The organism is Marinimicrobium locisalis (genome assembly GCF_039822625.1).
Lineage (GTDB): Bacteria > Pseudomonadota > Gammaproteobacteria > Pseudomonadales > Cellvibrionaceae > Marinimicrobium > Marinimicrobium locisalis.
Map to the genome: position 1 here is coordinate 1 of NZ_JBDLLG010000052.1, position 3,784 is coordinate 3,784.

At 52.9% G+C, this 3,784-nt stretch carries 3 protein-coding genes and 2 pseudogenes; 3 read left to right on the forward strand and 2 right to left on the reverse strand.

Annotated features, from left to right (window positions below):
- Positions 1-63 precede the first annotated feature (63 nt).
- From AAE514_RS18225 to AAE514_RS18230, 3 genes and pseudogenes are all read left to right on the forward strand, one after another.
- Positions 64-240: pseudogene (locus AAE514_RS18225) on the forward strand (phage integrase N-terminal SAM-like domain-containing protein); the annotation flags it as partial.
- Positions 241-270: 30 nt separating this feature from the next.
- Positions 271-534: pseudogene (locus tag AAE514_RS18655) on the forward strand (transposase zinc-binding domain-containing protein); the annotation flags it as partial.
- A 32-nt stretch (positions 535-566) separates the two neighbouring features.
- Positions 567-2,813 (forward strand): DUF5011 domain-containing protein, encoded by a 2,247-nt coding sequence (locus AAE514_RS18230; protein ID WP_347332990.1) that lies wholly within the window; start codon positions 567-569, stop codon positions 2,811-2,813.
- Between the two features lie 210 nt (positions 2,814-3,023).
- Here the strand turns inward: AAE514_RS18230 and AAE514_RS18235 are convergent, their stop codons facing one another.
- Together AAE514_RS18235 and AAE514_RS18240 are read right to left on the reverse strand one after the other, a co-directional pair.
- Complete coding sequence (locus AAE514_RS18235) at positions 3,024-3,305, reverse strand: hypothetical protein (RefSeq protein ID WP_347332991.1); 282 nt, start codon at positions 3,303-3,305, stop codon at positions 3,024-3,026.
- A gap of 115 nt (positions 3,306-3,420) precedes the next feature.
- On the reverse strand, positions 3,421-3,672 hold the full coding sequence (locus AAE514_RS18240) for a DUF6500 family protein (RefSeq protein WP_347332992.1): 252 nt from the start codon (positions 3,670-3,672) through the stop codon (positions 3,421-3,423).
- Positions 3,673-3,784: the final 112 nt, after the last annotated feature.

Genomic DNA, 3,784 nt, shown 5'->3' on the forward strand with positions numbered 1-3,784 from the left:
TAACCCTCCAATCGATATTTTCCCTGTATTTTCAGTGGCTTACTCGTTTATGGACGGGCACTAATTAGCGCGCTTAAGCGCCAAGGGAAAGCATCCTCCACTATCGATGTTTACGCCCGCGCCGTGAGACGGGGTTGTGATTACTTCAATGCCCCGGCCGACACGCTGTCCCAGAAGCAGCTCGAAGGCTACTTCGAGTCGCTGGTCGACACCCATTCCTGGTCCACCGTCAAGGTCGATCGCAACGGCCTACTCCCCCCGTCTGCGCGCTGTGGGCACCGCTTCTGCAACCAGTGCCAGAACCAGAGCACCGAGCACTGGTTATAGCACCAGCGGGAAGAGCAGTTGCCGATGCACTATTACATGGTGACCTTCACCCTACCTTATGAGCTCAAAGGCCGCTATCTGTTTAATGGCCGGGCGTTGGCGGCCGTCTTCCGGGGTGCGTTCTTAAAGGCCCTTCATGAGGCCGGACTCGGTGCGCACATCACACCCAAACGCTGGGTGGCCCACTGTGAGCGGGCCGGCCCAGGCCGGAGGGATCACTTTTGTGAAGTTTGTCACCCATGACCGCCGAAAAACCTGATATCGTGAATCGACTTTGGGATAAGAAGGAAGAAGGAAAAATGGCTTATAAAAATATGGTAGCGATACCATTTATTGTTACGCTCATGGTCGCATGTGGTGGCGAGGAAACCGGGGATAACGGCCCGGTACCCAGCCCGCCGACGGATAATAGCGCGCCGACGCTCACTCTGTCAGGTGCCAGCTCAATGACGCTGCCATTTAACCAAACCTACTCCGAGCCCGGTGTGACCGCGAGCGACCCTGAAGACGGGGATATTTCCTCAGAGGTGACAATAAGCGGTGCTGTAGACAGCGATGTCCCCGGTGAATATACCTTGACCTATACGGTAACCGATAGCGGAGGCGCAACGGCGTCGGTAACGCGTCAAGTGGAGGTGCTCGCCAATCAAGCGCCAACAGTCACATTACTCGGCGATACCACAATAAGCCTAACGGAAGGGGGCACATTTGACGACCCTGGCGCAACCGCGACTGACAACGAAGATGGCGACCTCAGCGACGCGATTGTTGTTGATTTAGGTGGGCTTGATGCCAATGTGCCCGGCACCTACACCGTAACGTATAGCGTGCAAGATACCGAAGGCTTGCTCGCGGAGGCTGCCCGCACTGTAGAAGTAAATGCTGTCTTGACTGAGCGCAGCCACTCAATGGGTATGGGGTTGACTGCCATACGTGATTGGTCACCTCAGATGCCCTTCCTGGACTTAATGAAACAGTCGCGTGGCTGGAACGACTGGATCAACCAAACCGATCTGCCTTTTGATGTGGATGACAACGGCTGGCTGCTGTCACTTCAGGAGGGCCAAACAGCGGGTACGGTTTTTCTAGTTTTGGAGCAAGAGCCTTGGGAGAACCAACGGCCCTTTACCCGAGTGCATGTGTTTTACGAAGGCGAGGGTGCACTACGTTACACCGGCGCATCGAATAAGCTGGAGAACGAGTCTGAGCCCGGTCACGAGGTTGTTAATGTAGACTGGGGCGCTTCATTTTTAAGTATCACTGAGACTGACCCGGCCGACCCATTGCGCAATATTCGCATTATTCCCGAGCCTTTTTTGGCCGCCTACGAGGCGGGGGAAATTTTTAACCCGGGGTGGGTCGAGCGTATCGACCAATTTCGTGCCCTGCGCTTCATGGATTGGATGGGCACCAACGACTCGGACTTAAGTCGTTGGGCCGATCGACCACAACGCTCGCATCGCACTTGGCGGACGGCACCGCTCGGTGTAATGATCGACCTGGCCAATAAAATCGGCGCAGATCCCTGGTTTAACATTCCGCACCTCGCTGATGAGGACTATATGGAGCGGTTCGCCGCTCAGCTAGAAGCGGAGCTAAACCCCGCGTTAACGGTGTACATCGAGCACAGTAACGAAGTGTGGAACTGGGGGTTTCAACAGGCGCAGTATGCCAACGTTGCTGGCCGCGCACGCTGGGGTGATGCAGGTGATGCTTATATGCAATGGCACGGAATGCGTACGGCGCAAGTATGCGACGCGTTTAAGCTGGGCGCTTTTGCCGAAAGCACCGAGCGAGTAAAGTGTGTACTGGGTGTGCAGACGGCGTGGCACGGCTTGGAGTCAGGGGCTTTGGAGTGCCCATTGTGGGTGGCTGAGGGTAACACACCATGCTATCAACACGGCATAGATTACATCGCCATCACCTCCTACTTTGGCGGCTCGCTCATTCCTCCTAGAGACATAGACAGTGAAAACGATGACCAGTGGGAGGCCATCATCCGTGGCTGGATTGCCGAGGGCGACGCAGGCGTGGAAAAAGCCACAAATTACCTGTTGACAGGTGAGGGCTTCGGCGACCTTGGCAGGGAGAACCATCAAAATGGTGTGCGTGGGTACATGCTTGGGGAGCTAGACTATTGGGTTGACGTAGCCCATACATACAACATGGAAGTCATCTCGTACGAAGGCGGTCAGCATATTACCGCGAACGGTAAAGCGCTACAAAATGACCAAGATATAATTGACTTCCATATCGCAGTGAACAATCACCCTGGCATGGGAGACGTCTACACTGAGTTATTTAACGCCTGGAAAGACGGTGGCGGACAACTGCATATGCATTTTGTGGATATATCGCGGCACACTAGATACGGCAGCTGGGGCGCACTAACGAATTACAAACAGGAAAGCTCGCCCCGCTGGGATGCAATACAGGATTTCAACCTGAACGTTGCGTGTTGGTGGACTGGGTGTGATGAACCCTAATATTTAAACAAAACATACAACGCCCGGTTGACGCGAAAGACCATAATAGTGATTGGACATCACTGCATAGGCAGCCACGTCAATGGTAAAAGCCGCTGCCATTTGTTTGAGTCGGTGGACGATCCGGCCCGGGCGGTGTTCAAAGTCGTAGTCCTCGCCAGCGCCACACATGTCCGTAAGGGGTCAGGTCCTGAATTGTGAATTCAAGCTTCAAGACTTGGCCGCGATTTCTTGTGCGCCACCGAAGCCCAAGACAGTATGCCAGCCGCCAGGCTGAGACGAACCCTGAGAGGCCACGTCGATAAACGAGGGCTGCTCATTACAAAACTGTTTGGCGGATACCGTCGAGCCTTCTCTCATCTCAAAATCAACCACTTGCCCCGAAGCCTCCTTCATTCCTTCGATATAGGAAGACTCTACGTGATAGAAATAACCCCCACCCACAATTAATATTGTAACGATGATGACAAAGGGTATGTAACGTCTAGGCATAAAAACTCCGTATACTACTGTCCAGTTTATTTCAATTAGGGGAGACGCTCTACAGCGGCCGAAGGGGAGACCTGACTTCTGGTTCACCCTAATGGCCGTCAACGCCCTGTTCTCATCAAAGCCCGGCCTCAACCATTTTCTTGATTTTTAAGGCCTTTTCGAACTGATCGAGCTGGTGCTTCTTGATCCACCAAGTGGCTGCTTCCATAAGAAGCTCTGGATCATCATTTCTGTTTGCAAAGTACGAGCCATGCCATGAAGCAGAACCACACAGTCCTTTGCTAAAGCCGAGCTGCTCATGATTACTAGGTAAAGAACTAAAAATAATTTTTCCATCTCTCCGAACCTTACCTTTCCCCAACAACAAAATCAGACGTGCGTTTTGTTCGTTGACTGCATTTATCTGTTAGCTTTTTGGCTCTTCGTAAATTCCTGTGGAAATCCAGTATAATTTCGGCCTAAACGTAGAGACTATTTCG

Coding starts and splice junctions, on each gene's coding strand:
- AAE514_RS18235 (WP_347332991.1), bottom strand. CDS start 3,305: ATGCCTAGACGTTACATACCCTTTGTCATCATCGTTACAATATTAATT.
- AAE514_RS18230 (WP_347332990.1), top strand. CDS start 567: ATGACCGCCGAAAAACCTGATATCGTGAATCGACTTTGGGATAAGAAG.